Raw genomic sequence first — 17,274 nt, forward strand, 5'->3', positions numbered from 1 at the left:
AGAAAATTGGGATCCAGGCGAAAAGCAAAGGGCCTATCCAATGGCGGATAGGCCGGAACGTCGTGAGTTTGCGATGGGAGCATTGTCCAAGATGATACTCGGAATCACTCGATTTCCGCCCCTCTGGAAATTACGGAGTTACGGGGACGCCTTGACGGAGCGTCTGGGCGACGGCCGTTGGCGGCAGTGGTTTCGCGATCAGGTAACCCTGGACAAAATCGACATCCAGCTTCCGCAGCATCGCCAGCTGCGCCTCCGTCTCCACCCCTTCGCAGGTGACCTCCATCCCCAGCGAGCGCGCCATTCCCACGATGGACCGGATGACGACTTCGTCCTCCCGCTGCCTGCCGATCTGGCTGATGAAGAACCGATCGATCTTTACGGTATTGACGGGCAGGCGCAGCAAATACGCGATGGACGAGTAGCCGGTCCCAAAATCGTCAATCGCCAGCCTCACCCCGAGATGCTTGAGCGCCGCGAACTTTTCAATCATCGCCTCGGCGTCGAACATCATCACGGTTTCCGTGATTTCGATCTTGACATGCCGGGGCTCCGTGCCGGTTTCGTGGAGGATCGCGCTGATTTGGCTGACGAAGTTCGGCTGGCGAAGCTGGGTAAGTGAGACATTGACGGCGATCATCAGATCGGGGTTCGCGCCGGCGTCCGCGATCCAGCGCCGGCGCTCCGCGCAGGCTTCCCGCAGCACCCAGAGCCCCAAGGGAATGATGAGACCGGTCTCTTCGGCGATGGGGATGAACTTTGTGGGCGGCACGAGGCCGAGGCGCGGATGGCTCCAGCGGGCAAGCGCCTCAAACTCGGTGATTTCTCCGTTCCGGGCGCGAACGATCGGCTGATAATCGAGGGTAAGCTCGCCGTTCGAAATCGCTTTGCGCAGATCGCCTTCGAGCTCCAGCCGCTCGACCGCCTGCGCGTTCATGGAGGGGTCAAATAACGCAAAGCCCGCCTTGCCGGCCGTCTTCGCCTGGTACATGGCCGTATCGGCGTTCCGGATCAGCTCCTCGGACAGCTCATTTTCACTGTGTCCGATCGCGACTCCCATACTGACGGTCGGGGTGACATCGCGGCCGGAGATACAGAGCGGATGCTTGAAGCTCTCCAGAATGCGCTCCGCCACGAACAGGGCGTCCGTGGAGTGGTTAAGATCCTCCAGCAGCACGGTAAACTCATCACCGCCAAACCGGGCCACGGTGTCGCCGGGGCGGACACAGGTCAGCAGCCGCTCCGTGATCGCGATCAAAAGCCGGTCGCCGGCGCCGTGCCCCATGGCGTCGTTGACGACTTTAAAGTTGTCGACATCCAGCATGATCACCGCATTCGGCCGGCTCGTCCGGCGCATATTCGCCAGCGCCCGGTTCACCCGGTCCATAAACAGCACTCGGTTAGGCAGCGAGGTGAGCGTATCGTGGAGCGCTTGATGCGCGAGCTCGTGTTCGAGCCGCTTGCGATCGGTGATGTCCGTGGCGATCCCCAGCGTGTAATGCCTGCCGGTCAGCGCGGAATAGATCGGCTTCTTGACGGTCTGGAGCCAGCGCACGCGTCCGCTCTGGTCGATGATGCGGGCATCGAAGACGCCGCTGGCGCGCCCCGGCGCGGCGGCGTCCAAATGGGACAGGACGCCGTAATCCCCGGAAGGATCCAGATCGCACGCGCGCTGGCCGATAAACGTATCGGCGTCCGCTCCGCACAGAGCGGACGCCGCGCGGTTCACCAGACAAAATGCGTCATGCTCATCCGTGACAAAGATCGCATTGGGATCGGTGTCGATGATGTCGCGCAGAAACGCATGCTCCAGCGTGAGCGCCTCTTCCGCGCGCCGGCGGCCCGTCGCATCGCACAGAACGCCGACCAGCGCCCAGCCTTCGGCCCCCTCCATCAAACGCGCCCGGACTTCCACCGTGCGGGGATCGCCGTCTTTGGTCCGGATGTTCAGCTCGCGGCCCTCACACTTCTGGCCGCGCAAAGCGCGCGTGAAGATCTCGAAACTCGACGCCCGATCACTCTCCTCCACGACCTCCAGGAAGCTGCGGCCGAGGCTCTCGTCCACCCCATAACCGGTCAGCCGCGTCCAGGCGGAGTTGAGAAAGACCCACCGCCCCTGAGAGTCCAATTGGAAGATCACATCGGTCGCCTGCTCGGCGATATGCTGATAGCGCTCCTCCAGATCACGCAGAGTCTCTTTGAGCTGGCGCACCACCTCGGTCACTTGTTTGACGATGTGCTGATAGCGGTCCTCGGTATCGCGAAGGGTGTGCTTGAGGCGGTCGAAACTGTCGTTGATCGTGGGCATGGTGAAACTCCCTGAAACGATCGCGCTGGAGATGGCTCGGCAATACAATCATAAAGCGCCTGATGGATACAAGCGAGCTGGCTGCGATCACAGTAAGATTATGCGTGTTTTCCCGAAACAGCGCATCGCCCCTTAGGGTGAGATCCACGGAAGCGCGGGGTGATTTTCCTGGTAAGAAAACGGATAGGATTTCGAGGATTTCACGTCGAATAATCCCGTATCGATCTCTTATGTCTGGAAATACTCATCTTTTTTGCCCGATCGCCGATGAGATCACGCAACTGCCCGTCGCGACGACGTCCTGAGATAGCCCACCCCATGATGCTGAAAACACCATCCGCCGCTCCGCCGCAGCACGCAACCAGGAGAAGGCGATGAAAAAGGGCATGATCCTGGCGGCCGACGATACCGGGGAATCCCTGCGCCTGCTGACGCAGGTCCTGAACAAGGAAGGTTACCTCGTACACCCGGCAAGCAGCGGAGAGCTCGCGCTTGCGTCCGCCAGGGCGAACCCTCCGGAGCTCATTCTGCTGGATATCCACATGGCGGGCATGAATGGGTTCGACGTCTGCCGCCGTCTGAAGATCCAGCCCGAGACGCGCAACGTGCCGGTGGTCTTCCTGAGCGCGACAACGGATATCGAGGAGCGCGTGGAGGGGCTTCGCCTGGGCGCCGTCGACTTCGTCTCCAAGCCGTTCCGCACGGAAGAATTGCTGGCGCGAGTCGAGACGCATCTGGAGCTTGGCAGGCTGCGCGCGAATCTGGAAAAGGTCGTGAACGAGCGCACCATGAAGCTTCAGGTGGTGACCGAGATGATCTCCATTCCGGTCAAGCAGGCGATCGAATCTCAGGATTGGAGTCTGGTCCTGCGGCTCTTCGAGCCGACCGCGTTCGTGATGCTGCTTTGGGAGGAAGAATCGCGGGAGTGGCTGCTCAATCTCCCCCAGGCCGCTATCGACGCCGAGCCGGGGCTGGCGTTCTGGCGCTCCTACGTTCTGCTGGGATTCGGCAGAGTCGGCGCGGCGGAAGCCATCGCGGAGCAGGCGGACATTCAATGTGAACGCTCGGACCGTTCGCGGGACCAGTGGCGGATTCGGTCCGTGCGCGCAAAAGCCGCCGAGCTGCGCGGCGACGGCCCCAGCGCGGTCAGTCTGGCGGGCGAAGGACTGGAGCTCGCCGCCCGCCTTGGCTTTGAAGAACGTCCGCTTGGTTATTTGTGGCTGGGAAGCGCCTATTGCATGTCGGGCCAGCCGATGCGCGGCGAGGAGATGTTTCGCACCGCGTGCTCGATGTGCGAGCGGCTGGAAGGCTCGCGCCGCTGGCTCACCCCCGTTTGTTACAGTTGGTACGGTCGCTCTCTCTACCTTCAGGGACGCTTGAACGACGCCCTCGCGGTCTGCCGCCAGTCGTTTTCGCTGGAGCGTCAGTACGGCGGACCGACCGTCGCGATCAGCTACATGCTGGAAGCGGATATCCTGATCGGCCGAAATCTCCTGGATGTGGCGCAGCAGTCGCTGGAAAAAGCCCTGGATGTGAATGGGTCGCTCGACCAGTGGTTCTCGCAGCCGAACTCATGGCTGACCGCCGCCGTCTTCCGTTATGCGCGCGGAGACGTTCGCCAAGGCGACCACGTGGTCGACGATCTCGTGGAGTGGGCGCGCCGAAACAACGCGCCGGCCGTCAAGGAGAAAGCGGAGGCGATCCGCGTTAATTACTGGCTCAAAGAAGGACAGATCGAACGCGCCTGGCTGTGGTCCATCGAACGCAAATTGACGGCGGAGAACGATTTTGCATACGCGCAGGAGCCGACTTATCTGGCGCTCGCGCGCCTGTACGCGCATCGCGGCGCGAATACGGGAGACGCAAGCCTCCTCGACCGCGCGATCTCCCTGCTCGGCCGATTGCGCCGGAGCGCCGAGACGGACGGGCGCATGGGGCACGCCCTGTCGGCGCTGATCGTGGAGACGCTCGCCATCGCGCAGTCCGGTCGCCTGGACGACGCGCTAGCTTCCTTGGAGCGCTGCCTGACCATGGCGATCCCGGAAAGCGCATTCCGGGCGTTTCTGGATGAAGGGCCGATGATGTTCGATCTTCTCCAAACCGCCGCCGCGCGCGGCGTGCTGCGGGAGACGACCACGGGGCTCAGCGCGATGTTCCAAAGCCCCCTCGCGAGCGCCCGGCCCTCCGGCGCGTTCGGATATCGCCCTTCGCCCTCCCAGCCGCAATCCGCGAAATCCAGCCTCGACCTGGACCGAACGCTCCAGCTGATCAATCCATTGACCGACCGGGAGTTCGAGCTGCTCAATCTCATCGCCGCCGGCCTCACCAACGCCAGCCTCGCCGATTCGCTTTTTATCTCGAACAACACCGTCAAAACCCACGTCAAGCACCTGTATCAAAAGCTCAACGCCTCCACGCGCACCGAAGCCGTCGCGCGCGCGCGGTCGCTGGGCCTCCTCGCCAACTAACGTCTCGGGTTCCCGCCGTTCACCCCTCGGCTCCGTCCTGCAGCGCCTGAAGCATCGACGTGTAAGCGAACGCTTCGGCGTGCTCGCTCAGAGTCTTCCCGACGGCGGGATTCCGTTCGGAGATCTGCTGGATGATCGCGGAAATCTGGCGCGTGTCGAGCGCCAGAATCGCGTCTTTGAGTTCTTCCTTCAATTCCGCAGGGAGGGCCGCGATCGCGTCCACGGAAAGCAGCCCATGACCGGCTGGCTCCGTCGCGATCTCTTCGTATTTATATTGGACGCCGAGCAGGCGGGACATACACTCAAAGATCTCACTCGGTCGAAACGGCTTGCCGATACAATCGTCCATCCCCGCCGCAAGCACTTCGTCCTGCTCGCTGGAAAAGGCGGAAGCGGTCAGGCCGGCGATCCGGACTTCTCGTCCGCCTTCCATCGCCCGAATGCGTTGGGTCGCCTCAATCCCATCCATCACTGGCATGCGCCGGTCCATCCAGATAAAGTCCGGGCGCCAGCTTTGAAATTGCTCGACCGCCTTCGCGCCGTCGTCCACAACCCGGGTCTGGAAACCGATCCCCTCCAGCAGCAAATGCAGCAGGGTCGAGTTTTCGATCTGGTCTTCGACGATCAGCACTTTGTAGCTCGGCTGACCGGGCGCAAGCCCGATCACGCGCCCGCGATCGATTTCCGCCGGCTTGACCGCGGAGCTTTCCCCCAATTGCGCGGGGATGGTCACCCGGAAACACGATCCCGCGCCGACGACGCTTTTCACGCGGATGGTTCCGCCCATGAGCTCCACGAACTGCTTCGTAATGGTGAGACCCAGGCCGGTTCCCTTTTGCTCGGTGGGAACGCCGGCTTGAAAGAACGGCTCAAAGATGTGCGCCTGATCTTCCGGGGAGATGCCAAATCCCGTATCCTCCACTTCGAAGATCAGATCCAGACGATCGGATTCGCCTGGGGCCGATTCGATTCGCAGAGTGACGCCGCCATATTCGGAAAACTTGACCGCGTTGCCGAGCAGATTGATCAGGATGTGCCGCAGTTTCGCCTGATCGGCGCGCACCAGGCGCGGCAGCTGCGTGGATTGCTCCACGATCAGCGGCAGCCGCTTTTGCTGCGCGCGTCCCCGCATCATATCCGTGACATCCTGTATCGTGCGGATCAGGTCGAAGTCGGTCGGCTTCACGACTTCGCGCCCCGCTTCGATCCTGGCGACGTCCAGCACATCGTTGATCAGGCGCAGCAAATGGTCCCCGCTTCGGTTGATAATGTCCAGAGTCTTATGCTGGTCCGGCGACAGGTCCGGCGACGTCAGCATCAAATAGGAAAATCCCAGAACGGCGTTCAGCGGAGTTCGCAGTTCATGGCTCATGTTCGCCAGGAATACGCTTTTGGCGAGATTGGCGGCGTCCGCCTGGTTTCGGGCCACGGTGAGCTCCACCGTTCGCTGCTGCACAAGGTCCTCTAGATGCTCCTGGTACTGCTGGAGAGTGCGCTCCGACTGCATCCGCTCGGTCATATCTCGAAACGTGCCTTCAACGGCTGCCGGCTGCCCTTGATCGTCGTAAACAAAATGGATATTGCAGTCGGCGTAGATCACGACTCCGTCTTTTCGCCGAAATTTCAGCGGGTAACTGTTGACCGCGCCGGCGCTTTTCAAAAGCGCAATCACCGCGCTGCGCTCGTCCGGGTCGATATAAATGTCGCGGCTCGTATTGAGCCCGATGATCTCTTCCGGCGATCCGTATCCCAGTAATTTTACCAAGGCCGGGTTGACGGAAATAACGGTTCCCCCGATGCTCGCCATCATGTAGGAGTCTTCGATCGTTTCGAAAATCCTGCGGAATTTTTCTTCGCTGTCACGCACCGCGTTTTCCGCCTGCTTCCGGTCGGTGATATCCTGCGTCAGCACCATGCCGCATATGACTTGGCCGGAGCCGTCCCGGATCGGCGCCGCATGGACCGAGTACAGGCGATCGGCGAATGGGACTTCTTCAATGACGGAATCGCCCGCGAGCGCGGCGCGATACATCGGCTCCACAAGCCGGCAGGTATCAGGGGGCAGGGCTTCCCACAGCGTCTTTCCTTCCAGACCGGACTTCGATAGCCCGACTTCGCTCAGGCCGGTTCCCCCCGCCAGCGTGTAGCGCAGGTCCGCGTTGAACAGCATCACGGCGCCGTTGGGCAAGTTCTGCGCCAGCGCCCGATACCGCTCTTCGCTCTGCGCCAGCGCGAGCTCCGATGCGCGGCGCTGCTCGATCTCTTGATGGGCGCGCGCCAGCGCCTCCTGAATGCTCCTGAGCGCGATCGCCATGAGCACCGCCATCATCACGAATATGACGGAATAGCTTCCGGCCAGAGTAACCGGCGTGTGAACGACGCCCGTATCCATCAATCGCCCATGGATCTCCGCGAAGGCCAGGATCACGCTGCTGAGAATACTGATCGTCGTAAAAAAGACGAGAAAACGCCAACCTGACAGCAGGCCTGCGGAGGCGATCACGAGCATATACGCAGCCAGCGCGGGAGCGTGGACGCCATGCCCGGTAAATGCGCCCACCGTGAGCCAGAGCCACAGCAAGCTCAGAAAGATGAGCGTGGCGGATTCCAAATGACCGCGCCGATTCATCAAGAGGATGATGGACAAGATCGAGATCGCGCTGCCGTCCAGCCATACCCGGCGCCCGATCCCTCCCGCGAACAATGGCGTCAGGGTTCCCAGGAACAGCAGGGCAATGATGCTGACAAGCATCATATTCAGCATTTTGGAGCGGCGCGATTTTTCTTCGTCTTCAAATATAGGAGTATTCAAAAATCTATTCATTCCAGCCGTTCCGTCCATGCCGGCCTGCGGCGCCTACCGAAACATATCGGCGGGTTTTTCCGTATTTTGCTCCAGGACGACCGTCGTTCCCGTGGGACCGGTCCGGAGGAAAACGCGATCCGCCATGGACAGCATCATCTTCATGCCGTGGCCGAGCGTTCCCGCCGTCGTAAACCCTTTTTGCAGAGTCGCCTGCGGAAGGTTATCCAGGGAGATCCCCGGGCCGGAGTCATCGATTCGCACCTGGATCTTGTCGATATGATCCGCCGTGAAGATTCGGGCCACGCCGTTACCGGCGTGGACGACGGAATTCATTCCCGCCTCATGGGCTGCGGTCACGAGGTCGACGCCGCGCTCGTACGACAGACCGATATGACTGGCCGCTTCACGCGTTCGAATGCGCAGAGACCGGAGCCCGATCGTCGCCGACAGCGAGATCGGCTCTCCATACAGCGACAGCGGGCGCGGCAGATCCTCATCGCCCTGACAGAGCACCAGGGCGCCGCCCGTGACGCTCGACAGCATATCCCGTAAAAATCGCCGCTGCTGATGCGCGGTCAGACGAAGCTGTTCATTGGCCTCATGCAGCTCGGCGGTGCGTTCGGCGACAAGCTGCTCCAGCCGGGAGCGAAGCCGAGACAGCTCCAGATGGGTTTCGACGCGCGCGCAGAGCTCCTCTCGCTGATACGGTTTCATAATGAAGTCCACCGCGCCCAGTCTCAGTCCCTCCACCCGCTCCTCTACCTCCGGGGTGGCGCTGATGAAGATGATCGGAATATCCCGCGTCGCCGCCGAAGCCTTGATCTGACGGCAGACCTCAAACCCGTCCATGCCCGGCATGCGGATATCCAGCAATATCAATTCCGGAGAACGCACCGCGATGGATCCCAGCGCCAATTGCCCGCTGTCGGCGGGCCGCACATCGTATCCTTCCGCCATGAGTATGCTGGTCAACAGCTTTAAGGACTCCATCGTATCGTCGACCACTAAGATAGCGCCTCTGCTCATTCTCTATTCTCCACGCGGGAAAGGCTCACCCATCAAAAATTCCAAGATGACTTTATGCGATGATGCCGAAATCTCTCGCGCGCGCCAGAGCTTGGGTTCGATTTCTGGCGTTGAGCTTGAGATAAAGGTTTTTTATGTGTGTTTTTACCGTGTTATGCGAGATGAATAACGAGTCGGAAATTTCCGCGTTGGAATAACCGGCGTGGATCAATTTCAAAAGGTCCAGTTCGCGCTCCGTCAGGATCCCGCTGAGCGGCTCGTGCGTAGCCATTGAAGACGCCGCCTCCGATTGCGAGGAGACGCCGCTGGGGGCCGGATCGAACATGGCGGATAAACTGGAGGTCGTTTCCGGCAGCAGGCCCCGCCGCGATACGGCCTGGAGCAGCCGCTGCATTGGAGCGCCTTGGTCGAGCAGGACTCGGAACGAGCTTTCGGAAATGATCAGGGACAGCGCCTTTTCCAAAGCCTTATAGGACGCGTCGAGATCGCCGACCTGGTCGAACGCCAGCGCTTCGAGCACCAGGCATTGCAGGGCGTCTCCCATTCGGCAGTCTCGCTCGGCGGCCGACCTCAGACGGCCCAGAAGACGGATCGCGTGGCCGACGGACGCTGGATCCTTGGCTCGCCGGTCCCTTTCCAGACGCAGCTGGGCGACGGCCAAATAAAGGCGTTCGCGAGAATACTCAATCTCATCGTCGACGCCCAACTCTCGTTCTGCGGCCCACATGGCGGCGCGCTCCAGCTGGCCGTCCTTGAGCCAGTACTGAGCTCTCACCGCCTCCGCCAGGTTCTGAAAGTGAACGCCGCCATTTCTTTTCGCCCACGCGCACAGATTCTCAACAATGTAATCGCCCGCTTCCGAATCGCCTTCGGCGTAACGCACTTGCGCCGCGCTCACCCAGGCCGAAGGCTCGGCGTTCCACTGATCGACCGGGCCGGACAGGTCGAGGCTTTTGCCGAGAAGCTGGCTGGCCGCGTCCATCAGGTTGCGCTCGATGTGGATATCGCACTCAAAGAGAATGTTGGGCGAATAAAGAACGCCGCCGTATTGACGGTCCAGCGAAGACGCCTGACGGCACACGGCGAGCGCGGTGTTGCAGCGCCCCTGTAGAAAGAGCGCGCGGCCGTACCAGGCGAACGAAATGGGAATGAGCCAGCGCTGGGCGCCTTCCAAGCGCTCGCTCAGGGCGTTCGCCTCCAGAAACTCCTCCTCCGCAAGGATCGGCAAGCCTGAGACGCAATAAGCGCAGCCAAGCCAGTGATGCGCCAGGGCGCGCGAAAGATACGAGTCGGCGGGGATAAGCCCAAGCGCTTCCTTGGACAGCAGGACGCTTCGCGCCCCCTCGCCGCGCGACGCCGCAACGCTCGCCATCATGGCCCGGACGGAGATTTGGCCGAGGAGATCTCCTTCGCGCGCGCATCCCCGCTCCGCGATGCGCAGCGCATCCTCCGCCGCGCTCAGCTTTCCCGTTCCGAGCAGTACGAACGCGCGCCAGTACGCCAGCTTGGGCTGCGCCTCCAGAGCCGTCGCGGGCAAGCCCAGCAGCCACTGCCGAATTTCCTCGCTCTGGGCAATGATCGGAAACGCGTTGGCCTCCATCAGACGGACGGCCAGTCCCCAATCGTGCTGCTCCATCGCGCTCTTGACCGCCTGATCGAGCACCCCTTTCGAAATTCGCAGCTCCGCCGTGCGCTCCATCACCAATTTCTCCAGGTCCAGCCGCATCCGGCTTTGCGTCAAATGGTTATGCACGCGCGCAAGCAGCTCCGCGCGCTGATAGGGCTTGGAGATGAAGTCCACGGCGCCGAGTTTCAGGCCCTCCACGCGCTCGTCAATCGCGTTCATCGCGCTGATAAAGATGACGGGGATATCGCGCGTCTCCACCCGCGTCTTTAGGCGGCGGCAGACCTCAAACCCATCGATCTTCGGCATGCGGATATCGAGCAGGATCAGTTCCGGAGGATTCGTGGCGGCGGACGCCAGCGCCAGTTCACCGCTATCGGCGGGGCGAACCGTGTATCCCTCGGCCAGGAGGATCTCTGCTAACAACCGCAAGGAATCGGTGGTGTCGTCAACAATCAGAATCGTTCCCTTACTCATGTGATCGTCCTTGGATGGCGCCCTGCTCGCATTGCTGGAGGGATTGCAGGATCGGCGTGTATGAGAGCGTTTCCGCATGAAACGCGAGCGCGCGGCCAATCGCGGCGTCCTGCTGGGAGATCCGGCTGATGGCTTCGGCGACATACGCGATATCGAGCTGCAGGAGAGCGTCCATCAAGTCTTTGCGCAAAAGCGGCGGTAAGGCCGAGAGCTCCTGCGCCGTGGGGCACGCGAGGGAAAGCACGGCCGGCGGGGTGTCTTGATAAGTATACATGACATTGAGCTGACGCGCCAGGCAATCGTAAATCTCCTCGGGCCGATAGGGCTTGCTCACGAAATCGTCCATGCCGGCGGTCAGCGCCTCCTGACGCTGGTCCGTAAAGGCGGACGCGGAAAGACCGGCGATCTTGACGTGCTCGCCGCCCTCCATCGCCCGGATGCGCAGTGTCGCCTCGATACCGTCCATGACGGGCATTCGGCGGTCCATCCAGATGAAGTGCGGATTCCACAGCCGAAACATCTCCACGCCCGCCATACCGTTTTCCGCGACTCGGACCCGAAAGCCGACATCGGCAAGCAGTCGTTCCAGAAGCAGCGAATTTTCGATCTGGTCCTCGACGATCAGCACCCGATACTCCCTCTGATCGGGAACGAGTCCGACGACCCTGCCGCGATCGATATCCGCCCGCAAGATCTCGGATTCCTCGGCTAAGCCCACCATTACCGTGACATGAAAACGGGAGCCCTTCCCCACTTCGCTGTCCACCCCCATGCGGCCGCCCATCAGCTCCACATATTGTTTGGTGATCGTCAGTCCCAGGCCGGTGCCCTTGGTTTCCGTGGACTCCCCGAGCTGGACAAACGGTTCGAAGATACGGTCCCGATCCCCCCTGGCGATCCCGATCCCGGTATCGGCAATCTCGAATGTCAGTTTGACCCGGTCCGGGACATCGGCCGGCGCGGCGTCAAGCCGCACCGTCACGGCGCCGTGCTGCGTATATTTGATGGCGTTATTGATCAAATTGATCAATATTTGGCGCAGCTTGGCGGCGTCGGAGCGAACAAAGCGCGGAAAAAGCGAGGACTGATCGTAAATCAACAACAAGCCCTTTTCTTCGGCGCGCAGCCGCATCATGTCGGTCAGGTCGCGCAGCATCGCGCCCATATCAAATGGAGTGGATTCCATGACAATCCGCCCCGCCTCGATCCGGGCGACATCGAGCACGTCGTTGATCAATCCCAGCAGGTGTTCGCCGCTGCGGTTGATGATATGAAGGGTCTTACGATTATCCTCGGAGATATTCGCGTCGTGCACGAGCAAATTGGAAAACCCGAGCACCGCATTCAGTGGGGTGCGCAGTTCATGGCTCATGTTGGCGAGGAACACGCTTTTCGCTTTATTGGCGCCCTCCGCCACGTTCCGGGCGTCCGTGAGCTCGGTGGTGCGGTTCTGGACCAGATCCTCCAAGTCGGCGGCCAAGCGCCCAATCTCGTCCGGGCGATGGAATGTCGCCGTTTTATCAAAATCCCCGTGCGCAATCCGCTGGACGGTATCGAGCAAACGGTCGATCCCTTCGACCGCCCCGACATAAAATCCGGAAAGCAGATATACCGCGAAGGTCAACGAAACCGCGGCGAGCCATACCACCAGCTCTTTTCTGTGAGTATATAAACGCAGCCGGTGATTGAGCAGAGGGGTCAGGGTAGAGATCACCGCGCCATGATACTCCAGGGCGGCTTCCTGGAGGTCGTTTCCCGCCAGGATGACATTCGAGGGTGAGACGGTGGGTTTACCCGAGGCGAGCACTCCGGACGAGATGAGCTCCTGAAACCGATCTCCCGACGTCAATAAGCTTTGCGTTCCGCCCTCCAGGCTCTGCTTGAGCGTGGGATCGGCGGCATAGACATGGTTGAGGTTCGTCCGGATATTCGCAAACTGTGTGGAAATCTGGGCGTCGCCGGCAATTAGCTGCCGCAGATCGCCCAGCGTCGCGGTTTTGCGCGACGCGACTTCCACTCCCGCCAGCCGCGCTCGCCCGAGGTTGACCAGGACATGAGGAATGCAGTCCACGGCCGTATCGATCATGTAATAGCTATCGGCGTTTGGATCGAGAATGAGATTGGAGTCGGTGCTGAAATCTCCGATCATGATCGCGATTTCATTGAGAAGCGTGGAGTGGCGCTCCAGGCTTTTCTCCGGCCATTCCATGCCATATCCGCTTTTCAGGAGATTCCAGTCGTTCTTGATCTTCCCCCAATTGGCGCCCAGAATCGACACATTGGGAAAGACGCGCGCGACGGCGTCGATATTGGCAATATCGGAATCGATCTTCCCGTCGAGCTGCGAGAGCGAGGCCGTATCTTTTTGAATCCCCAGCCTTCGAAGATCGACCAATTGCTGACGCTGTAAAATATCACCGTAAAGCTGAACGACAGGAGTGTCCAGCGCAACGCCTTCCATCTCAAGATTGACGAAGTTGATTCGGGCGTTGATTTCCGTCAGGAAATAAAACATCACGACCAGCAACGGTAGCAAAAACAACAGACCAATGAGAGCAAATTTCACCGGATACCGCAGTCTGTTCATCACGACAGCGGCAGGGCGCAGCAGCAGCTTCAGCATTGTGAGCCTCTGAGATGTCGGCAAACAAACGGGAACTCGATCACATCGTGCGTCATTGCGAATAATTCGTCGCGGGAGCGGAATTATCCTGTTATTACAAACAATGGGATTTGCAGTTTATGAAGCAGGCTTAGTATTCAGAAAGTGGTTCTTGGAGAGCATCCGTGGATCTAGAGCAACGCCGTTCCAAGTGAGATAAGTTGCGCTTCGTTTTGGAACGGCGGCTATCGCGGAGGAACGTGAGTCTTATTTCTTGCGAGAGTTTTTCGGAGCAGAATGGTCCGAAAGCGCGGCGTGCGGCGTTCTCACGCTCCAGCCCACCACCATCGATCGCAGGGTATCCCACCCGTCGACGAGCACCAAAACAACGTGCGGGATAACGAAGGCCGCGAAGTACCACATCAACCAGAAGTGCCAGACGCGGGCAAGGTCGTAGCCGCCGAAGAGGCCCTGAAGCCAGCCGAGCTGCTGGGGTTTGTGGATCGCCCACCCTGTCAGCACCGAAAGCGTGGCCGCCACCGGCATGCTGGCGTAAGCGCCGCGCTGCAAGGCGTTGTATTTGGAGGTAATGACGGGATGCTTCCAGGGCTTGCGCAGCAGCTTCGCGGGAACCAGACCCAGATAGAAGCGAATCATGGCGAAGGCCTGCGCGGGATCGGTTCGGCGCGGCAGCAGCGCTTTGTACCCGCCGCCCATGGAAAGGCCGATCAAATACAGAATCCCATTCGCCATGAAGAGATAGGCGAACAGCCAGTGCAGATTTAAGGCGTTCGCCAGCAGTCCCGTGCCCAGGCTAAAGTGGTTGTAGATCCAGTCGTTCGCCGCCGGGCGCGGATCTCCTTCGGGCGCTCCAGGCAGCGCATAGCCGTGGATGTGCGCGTGCGTGACGATCCATCGACCAAGATCCGCGACATAGTCGTCGCTCGCCGTCGCCTCGTGATACGCGTGCTTGTAGACGGGCGCCGCCCAGTAAATCGACATGCCGCTCAGCCCCAGCCCCAGCAGCAGCGGGATATTCAGCCAGTGCGAGATGCGAACCAGAATATGATGCTTGGGAACAACCGCAACCGTCTCCGGCGCGGCGGGTATCGCATGAGCGACCGCCATGACGTTTTCTCCTCTTCGCCACGGTGTCCGCAGCGCTTCTGCTGGAAGGAACGGACGAGACGCGCGAAAAGTTCGATGTGAGGGTTAATCTCCGCTCTGCTCGATCAGTTTCGCCACCAGTCCCGTCCATCCCGTCTGGTGGCTGGCGCCGATGCCGGCGCCGTTGTCGCCGTGGAAGTATTCGTAGAAGAGGATCAGGTCCTTCCAATAGGGGTCGGTTTGGAATTTTTCGGAGCCGCCGAAGACGGGGCGGCGGCCGTCGGCGCCTCGGGTGAAGGTGCGGGTCAGGCGGCGGCTGAGCTCTGCCGCGATTTCGCCCAGCGAGAGCTGCTGGTCGGAGCCGGTCGGAAAGGTCACCGGGAAGTCCGGGCCGAGGTAGTAGTCGTACTTTTGGAGCGCTTCGATCAGGAGGTAGTTGAGCGGGAACCAGATCGGGCCGCGCCAGTTGGAGTTGCCGCCGAAGAGGCCGGTGCTGGATTCGGCCGGCTCGTAATCCACGCGGTACTCGACGCCGTCAACCTGCATCTTGACGGGATGCTGGCGGTGATACTGGGACAGCGCGCGCAGGCCGGTGGGCGCCAGGAACTCGGTCTCATCGAGCATCTTTTCCAGAATCACGCGCAGGCGGCTGGGGTCCACAATGGAAAGCAGGCGGCGGTCGTGGTCGCCGATGGAGTGCAGGTCGGCGACATTCTGGCACAGGTCGGGCCGGTTGTTCACGAACCATTCGACTCGGGCCTTGAAATCCTTGAGCGTCTCGTACTGGGATTCTTCGATGGTCTCGACGGCGAGCAATGGGATCAGGCCGACCATGGAGCGGACGCGCATGAACTCGTGCGAGCCGTCGGGGCGATGCAGCACATCGTAGTAGAATCCGTCGGTCTCGTCCCACAGATCTTCATCGCATTCGCCGAAGTTGTTCATGGCGTGGGCGATATAGACAAAGTGCTCGAAGAACTTGGTAGCCATGTCTTCATAGGACAGGTCTTCCCGGCAGAGCTCCAGAGCGATCGTCAGCATGTTCAGGCAGTACATCGCCATCCAGCTTGTGCCGTCGGACTGCTCCAGATAGCCGCCGGTCGGCAGCGGCTGGCTTCGGTCGAACATCCCGATGTTGTCCAGGCCCAGGAAGCCGCCCTGGAAGACGTTCTTTCCCTCCAAGTCCTTGCGGTTGACCCACCAGGTGAAGTTCAGCAGAAGCTTTTGGAAGATCTTCTTGAGGAAGAGGGTGTCGCCGGGGACGCCAAGCACACGCCGCTCGATCTGATAGACTCGCCACGCGGCCCAGGCGTGGACCGGCGGGTTGACGTCGCCAAACGCCCATTCATAGGCGGGCAATTGGCCGTTTGGATGCTGATACCACTCGTGCGTCAGCGCCAGCAGCTGCTGCTTGGCGAAGTGCGGGTCGATCACCGCCAGCGGAATGCAGTGGAACGCGAGGTCCCAGGCGGCGAACCATGGGTACTCCCAGGCGTCCGGCATGGAGAGGACATCGGCGCCGTTGACATGCCGCCAGTCGTGGTTTCGGCCGTTCTCGCGGATTTCCGGAGGCGGAGGCTGGGTCGGATCGCCGTCTAGCCAGCGCTGGACATTGTACCGGTAGTACTGTTTCGACCAGAGCATGCCCGCGAAGGCCTGCCGCTGGACATTGCGCGAATCGGCGCTCAGCTCCGGCGAGCCAACCGCATCGTAAAACACATCGGCTTCCTGAATGCGCGCTTCAAAGAGGCTGTCGAAGCCCGGTCCCAGCAGTTCGGCGCTGGGGCGGCGCGGCGTCAGCCGCAGCCGAATACAATGTTCGCCGCCCGCCTCAACCTCCACCTTATACCGCACCGCCGCCTTCGTCCCTGTATGCGCGGGGTTTACGGCCTCCTGCTTCCCATGGACGATGTACTCATGGAAGGCGTCTTTCACATAAAGGTTCTTGCCGGCGGTCGTTCCATAAAGCTTGGCGCTGTTCGTCTCGTTCTCGGTGAACAGCATCTCCGGCGTGTCCAGGCAGAGCAGGCGACGCAGCCCCATCTCGGGATGGTGCGCCTCAATGGCGCACACGCCCTCCGCGCCGGCGGACGCCGACACCGTTCCCTTGGGGCTGAGATACCCCCAGTCCCATGTGTTGCGGAACCAGAGGGTCGGCAGGATATCCAGCGTCGCCGTCTCCGGCCCCCGGTTATGGACCGTGATCTTGATCAAGATATCTTCGGGCGTGGCCTTGGCGTACTCAACAAAAACATCCCAGTAACGGTTGTCGTCGAAGACGCCCGTATCCAGCAGCTCATACTCCGTATCGAGCTTGCCGCGCTCGGCGTTGGTCTGGACAAGGTCTTGATAGGGAAACGCCGCCTGCGGATACTTGTAGAGGAACTTCATGTAGGAGTGCGTCGGCGTGCTGTCCAGGTAGAAGTAATACTCCTTGACATCCTCGCCATGGTTCCCCTCCGGCCCGGAAAGGCCGAACAGGCGCTCCTTCAGTATGGGATCCTTGCCGTTCCAGAGCGCCAATGCAAAGCACAGCTTCTGATTGTCGTCGCAGATACCGCCCAGTCCGTCCTCGCCCCACCGGTACGCCTTGGACCGGGCTTCGTCATGGGGAAAGTACGTCCACGCCGAACCATCGGCGCTATAGTCCTCCCGCACCGTCCCCCAGGAGCGCTCGCTCAGATAAGGCCCCCACCGCTTCCACTCCACCTGCGCCGGACCCGGCGCGCACTCTTCCACTCGACGACGCTCATTATCCAAAATTGCCATGCGCCACTATTCGGGACTGAACGCCCGGTGTCCTGCGTGGGATTGATGCGATCCCGCGAAACAAAATCGCCAGGAAATTCGTTATGT

General features: G+C 60.8%; 8 protein-coding genes. 1 reads left to right on the forward strand and 7 read right to left on the reverse strand.

The features are described from left to right. Positions 1 to 130: 130 nt before the first annotated feature. Positions 131 to 2,308, reverse strand: a complete 2,178-nt coding sequence (locus tag D5261_RS02300) for a putative bifunctional diguanylate cyclase/phosphodiesterase (protein WP_119323855.1) — start codon at positions 2,306 to 2,308, stop codon at positions 131 to 133. Positions 2,309 to 2,682: 374 nt separating this feature from the next. Here D5261_RS02300 and D5261_RS02305 point away from each other — a divergent pair, with 374 nt between their 5' ends. Then, positions 2,683 to 4,776 (forward strand): response regulator, encoded by a 2,094-nt coding sequence (locus tag D5261_RS02305; RefSeq protein ID WP_119323854.1) that lies wholly within the window; start codon positions 2,683 to 2,685, stop codon positions 4,774 to 4,776. A 19-nt stretch (positions 4,777 to 4,795) separates the two neighbouring features. On the opposite strand, the gene D5261_RS02310 is transcribed toward D5261_RS02305, so the two are convergent. The 6 genes from D5261_RS02310 to D5261_RS02335 all read right to left on the reverse strand — a co-directional run bounded on the left by D5261_RS02310 (position 4,796) and on the right by D5261_RS02335 (position 17,187). Beyond that, positions 4,796 to 7,588, reverse strand: a complete 2,793-nt coding sequence (locus D5261_RS02310; RefSeq protein WP_165864516.1) for a PAS domain-containing hybrid sensor histidine kinase/response regulator — start codon at positions 7,586 to 7,588, stop codon at positions 4,796 to 4,798. Between the two features lie 45 nt (positions 7,589 to 7,633). Next, positions 7,634 to 8,608: a response regulator gene (locus D5261_RS02315; protein WP_119323852.1), complete on the reverse strand. Its 975-nt coding sequence runs from the start codon at positions 8,606 to 8,608 to the stop codon at positions 7,634 to 7,636. A 52-nt stretch (positions 8,609 to 8,660) separates the two neighbouring features. Further along, complete coding sequence (locus D5261_RS02320) at positions 8,661 to 10,709, reverse strand: response regulator (protein WP_165864515.1); 2,049 nt, start codon at positions 10,707 to 10,709, stop codon at positions 8,661 to 8,663. Next, the gene (locus D5261_RS02325; RefSeq protein WP_119323851.1) at positions 10,702 to 13,332 is read right to left on the reverse strand and encodes an ATP-binding protein; all 2,631 of its coding nucleotides are present in this window, start codon (positions 13,330 to 13,332) and stop codon (positions 10,702 to 10,704) included. The genes D5261_RS02320 and D5261_RS02325 overlap by 8 nt, the downstream gene beginning before the upstream one ends. Positions 13,333 to 13,578: 246 nt before the next feature. Then, on the reverse strand, positions 13,579 to 14,439 hold the full coding sequence (locus D5261_RS02330) for a cytochrome b/b6 domain-containing protein (protein ID WP_119323850.1): 861 nt from the start codon (positions 14,437 to 14,439) through the stop codon (positions 13,579 to 13,581). Between the two features lie 84 nt (positions 14,440 to 14,523). Then, complete coding sequence (locus tag D5261_RS02335) at positions 14,524 to 17,187, reverse strand: MGH1-like glycoside hydrolase domain-containing protein (RefSeq protein WP_119323849.1); 2,664 nt, start codon at positions 17,185 to 17,187, stop codon at positions 14,524 to 14,526. Positions 17,188 to 17,274: the final 87 nt, after the last annotated feature.

Origin of the sequence: Capsulimonas corticalis (assembly GCF_003574315.2) — a bacterium.
Classification (GTDB): Bacteria; Armatimonadota; Armatimonadia; order Armatimonadales; family Capsulimonadaceae; genus Capsulimonas; species Capsulimonas corticalis.

Excerpts from the sequence above, each read along its gene's own strand:
- D5261_RS02320 (WP_165864515.1), bottom strand. The coding sequence starts at position 10,709 with ATGAGTAAGGGAACGATTCTGATTGTTGACGACACCACCGATTCCTTG.
- D5261_RS02325 (WP_119323851.1), bottom strand. The coding sequence starts at position 13,332 with ATGCTGAAGCTGCTGCTGCGCCCTGCCGCTGTCGTGATGAACAGACTG.
- D5261_RS02300 (WP_119323855.1), bottom strand. The coding sequence starts at position 2,308 with ATGCCCACGATCAACGACAGTTTCGACCGCCTCAAGCACACCCTTCGC.
- D5261_RS02315 (WP_119323852.1), bottom strand. The coding sequence starts at position 8,608 with ATGAGCAGAGGCGCTATCTTAGTGGTCGACGATACGATGGAGTCCTTA.
- D5261_RS02330 (WP_119323850.1), bottom strand. The coding sequence starts at position 14,439 with ATGGCGGTCGCTCATGCGATACCCGCCGCGCCGGAGACGGTTGCGGTT.
- D5261_RS02305 (WP_119323854.1), top strand. The coding sequence starts at position 2,683 with ATGAAAAAGGGCATGATCCTGGCGGCCGACGATACCGGGGAATCCCTG.
- D5261_RS02335 (WP_119323849.1), bottom strand. The coding sequence starts at position 17,187 with ATGGCAATTTTGGATAATGAGCGTCGTCGAGTGGAAGAGTGCGCGCCG.